1 protein-coding gene is annotated in these 264 nt (G+C 47.3%); it reads left to right on the top strand.

Annotated elements, in window-relative coordinates; translation table 11 throughout:
- On the top strand, window positions 1–264 hold a 264-nt coding region (locus tag WFZ86_RS20295; RefSeq protein WP_342693635.1), incomplete at both ends, for a hypothetical protein.

Raw genomic sequence — 264 nt, 5'->3', positions numbered from 1 at the left:
CTTCAACCCGTTGCCAAGGAGCAGGAGCAGTAACCACTACTACCACAGCTACGAATTCAACAGGTATTACCTATAGTTTAGATGCCGCTTCATTAACAGCCGGCAATAGTATAAACGCATCCACAGGGGAGGTTACCTATGTAGCAGGTTGGTCAGGAAGTACAACAATTACAGCAAGCGCTGCAGGATGTAACGGTCCTGCTACCACTACACATGTAGTAACAGTGACCCCAACAGTAAGTATTGCTGCCTTCAGTCCAGCAA

The organism is Flavobacterium polysaccharolyticum, from assembly GCF_038739875.1.
In the GTDB taxonomy this organism is placed as follows: domain Bacteria; phylum Bacteroidota; class Bacteroidia; order Flavobacteriales; family Flavobacteriaceae; genus Flavobacterium; species Flavobacterium polysaccharolyticum.
This window is presented reverse-complemented; position numbering and strand designations above follow the sequence as displayed.